This is a genomic window from Mesorhizobium sp. M1E.F.Ca.ET.041.01.1.1 (assembly GCF_003997355.1).
Lineage (GTDB): Bacteria > Pseudomonadota > Alphaproteobacteria > Rhizobiales > Rhizobiaceae > Mesorhizobium.
Genome location: NZ_RZSL01000565.1, coordinates 1 through 3,827 on the forward strand (window position 1 = coordinate 1; position 3,827 = coordinate 3,827).

At 58.6% G+C, this 3,827-nt stretch carries 2 protein-coding genes and 1 pseudogene; all 3 read left to right on the top strand.

Features of this window, described 5'->3' with window-relative positions; translation table 11 throughout:
* A pseudogene (gene trkD / locus EOA38_RS30225) lies at positions 1-196 on the top strand (potassium transporter Kup); the annotation flags it as partial.
* A 574-nt stretch (positions 197-770) separates the two neighbouring features.
* Positions 771-1,157, top strand: a complete 387-nt coding sequence (locus EOA38_RS30230) for an ectoine synthase (RefSeq protein ID WP_127300955.1) — start codon at positions 771-773, stop codon at positions 1,155-1,157.
* 737 nt (positions 1,158-1,894) lie between these two features.
* On the top strand, positions 1,895-3,827 hold a 1,933-nt coding region (locus EOA38_RS30235; RefSeq protein ID WP_245480953.1), incomplete at its 3' end, for an amino acid adenylation domain-containing protein.

Below are 3,827 nucleotides of genomic sequence, written 5' to 3' on the forward strand. Positions count from 1 at the left end.
GGGCTGGAAGTTCGACATCATGACGACATCCTTCTTCCTGTCGCGGCGCTCGCTCAAGGCATCGCCCAATTCCGGAATGCCGGTCTGGCAGGACAAGCTGTTCATCGGCCTGGCGCGCTCGGCGGCCGATGCGACGGAGTATTTCCAGATCCCAACCGGACGTGTCGTCGAGATCGGGACGCAGGTGGCCGTTTAGGCATGCCGCGGTTGAGCAGAATCAATTGGCATTTTCCGAGCCGGTGAATGCCTGACCGGGCGGAGGCCAACAATGCTTGCGCCCACCTTGGGTCCGGTTTTCCCGGCCCGAAGCTTCCGGCCCCAAAGCCGTCCCTTTACGCCTGCGATCATTCCCGTTCCCCATTGTCTTGCCGACCCACCAGTCGAGATGCGCTGAAACGACCTCGCAGGGCAGCAACTTATTCATTTGAACGTAATCGATGTGCCGCAAGTCCTTTGTAAGATTGGCTTCACTGCCCTGCTAATCCTTCCACTCTCTAATTATCTGAAAAAACAGCCCCAACTTCTCTCCCCTTTCTCTACCAGGGTGGCACGAGATTTGCTTCAATAGCTAACAGGCTGCGGAGTTGTATTCGTGTCGCGAGGCACAGCGAAGGAAGGAAACAACTTTCCAGATTTGCGACCGAAAACACTTTATGTGGGCCGGTAGGGCATTCTGAACATGCAACGCAGGCGGCAGTACCGCGCAGAAGTGGCAACATCACGGTAGTACGCGCCCCCGGCTCGGCTGCGGAATACAAAAGGATAGTGTTATGATTGTGCGTAGCCTGCAGGATGTTGAAGCGACCGATCACTTCGTCGATTGGGGCAATGGTACTAGCCACCGCCTTCTGACCGACAAGGACGGCATGGGCTTTAGCATCTGCCACACCGTAGTGCGCGCTAACACGGTCTCGCTTCTGCAATACCGTAATCATCTCGAAGCCTGCTACTGCATCGCCGGAGAGGGCGAGGTCGAGGACATGGACGGGAATGTCTTCCCCATTCGCAAGGGGGACATCTATGTACTTGATAAGCATGACAAGCATCTTCTGCGCGGGGGCCGAGACAAGGACCTGATCCTCGTAAGTATCTTCAACCCGCCCCTCAACGGAACCGAGCGCCACAGTCTCAACGACCCGGCAGGCTCGGCATATTGAACAAAATAAACCAACGACAGATATCAAACCGCCGCTCAATGCGAGGAACATCCACCTTAGCGACCCAACACCATCCGCACTGCATTCCGCCGACCTCAGCGGAAAAATTGTTTGTTATCTCGTTCACATGGGCTCCCCTCTCGTTGGTCTTCATTGATAAACGGGGGCTTTCCACGAAGAGTCCCTACCTACGCGGCCGCAGCCCGCGTGGACAGTGAGATGTTCCAAGCTCCGCTTGCTTCGGCGAACACATCGGGGAGATTCTGGAAGGCTTGTGCCGATTGAAAGCGCGCTCAAAGGTACGATGTCCGGCGATGTCGGATAAGCCACATAGCAGTGTTTGCTATCATGTTCATTGCGAACGATTTCGCCTTTGGCACGATGCATGCGTGATCCTCTAACAAGGGGCACGGACTGAGGAGAAGTCGTCCGCTGACCACGCTCACCGGAAACTCAGACGAGGGAACGGTGGCAACTGCGATACTGTCGGCGACGGTATTGGTGAAGGAGGGAGCTTGGCGGGACACTGCAATCTTGATGAAGGTGGTCGCCTTCCGATATTAAGCGATGATGAGGTGCGGAGCATAACTGCCGCCCATGAGAAGCTGGCCCCTTCAGAGTATTTTTGGCGACAGCGGCTAGAGCAGTTTAAAACATCGCAGCTTCCCTTCGTGTCGTCGTCCGTGGCTAAGACGGCGCCCAGATGGCAGTCGAGTTCGGGCGTCATTCCAAGTGCTTTGGCCAAGCTGTCGCCATTCGATCGCACGGAATACTTGGTAACGGCTTGGCTGATCTATCTCGCCCGCATCACGGGAGAAGCAGAGCTTCAACTGGGATGCACGCCTGCATGGGATAGATCGCAAGCCAGTTCGAAAGCGGTGGAGATGCTTATCGCCTCTGTCGTGCCGATCGAAGTTACCATTGATCTTGCACATAATTTTGAGGAAGTGCGCGGGGCGGTGGTGGCCGAATTCGCTCGGCTGACGGAGCACGGCAGCTTCGCGCGGGATCTTATCGCGCGCTGCCCGACATTGCGAGGTGTGGAGGCACTACGATCACACCAGCCCTGGTCGATTGGCATTACGATTACAGATAGCTGTTCTGCCGCTAGCGATCTAGCTTCGAACGCGAGTTCTGAGACAACCCTGTCCGGTGATTTGCTGACATTCGAGCCTTGCACTCTGGATGGGAGCTTTCGATGGCACTTTGATGCAAGTCGATTGGCACCGACGCAGATCGACCGTATGACGCAGCATTTGCAAACATTGTTGTGTGGCGTGATGGCCGATGCGGGGCAGCCGGTCGGCCGCATTGACATCCTGCCGGCCGCCGAGCGCACCTATCTGCTGGAGGGTCTGAACCGGACGGACGCGGACTATCCGTCGGATCTTTGCATCCACGAGCTGTTCGAGGCGCAGGTGCGCCAGGCGCCGGAGGCGGTGGCGGTGGTCTGCGACGACGAGCGCCTGAGCTATGGCGAGCTCAATGCGCGGGCCAACCGGCTGGCCCATCATCTGATCGCCCTTGGGGTCAAGCCGGATCAGCCGGTGGCGATCTGCCTGGAGCGCAGCCTGGCGATGGTGGTGGGGGTTTTGGCGATCCTCAAGGCGGGCGGCGCCTATCTACCGCTGGACCCGGCCTATCCCAGCGCGCGGCTGCGGCAGGTTGTGGACGATGCCGCGCCGCGGCTGCTAGTTTGCGATGGGGCCGGACGGGCAGCACTCGGCCCCGAGGTGCTGACCAATGTGACGGTGGTCGATCTGGATACGGCCACCCCGGCCTGGGCCGAGCGCGCGCCTTCGGACCCGGACCCGCGCACGCTTGGCCTCACATCACGCCATCTCGCCTATGTAATCTACACTTCAGGCTCTACCGGAACGCCAAAGGGCGTCGAAATGTCCCACGGGTCGCTTGTGAACTCGCTCGCGGGGGTTGGCACGTCAAAACTTTGCACACTTCAATTCGCGACCCTGAACTTCGATGTGTCCTCCCAGGAATTGTTCATTTGCTGGAAGGAGGGTGGACTGCTCGTGGTCTTGCGGGAAGAAACCCGCAAGAGCTTCTCCGACCTGCTCGAGTTCGTGAGGGGGGAGGCGATCGAGCGGCTTTTCCTTCCATTCGTAGCATTGAACCATTTTGCGGAGGTCTGGGGCGGGCAGCAAGTGCAACTGCCCTCTCTAAGTGAGATCTATACAGCGGGTGAGCAACTGCAGGCTACTCCAGGGCTTAAGGCGTTCTTCGAAGCACATCCAAAGGCGAGATTGATCAATCAATACGGGTCGACAGAAATCAACGTAATTGCCGAGCACCGGCTTGCAGCTGACCCATCATGTTGGCCCCAATTGCCTCCACTCGGCCGTCCGATAGCGAACACGCGGATCTACCTGCTGGACGGGCATGGTGCACCGGTTCCGTTCGGGGCGGTGGGCGAGCTTTACATTGGCGGCGCAGGCGTTGCGCGTGGCTACCTGAACCGGCCCGAGCTGACGGCCGAGCGGTTCATCGCCAGTCCCTTTGTGGAGGGCGATCGGCTGTATAAGACTGGCGACCTGGGGCGTTATCTGCCGGACGGCAATCTGGAGTTTTTGGGCCGCAACGACGAGCAGGTGAAGATCCGCGGCTTCCGCATCGAGCCGGGCGAGATCGCCGCCCGGCTTTGCGAGCACGCCT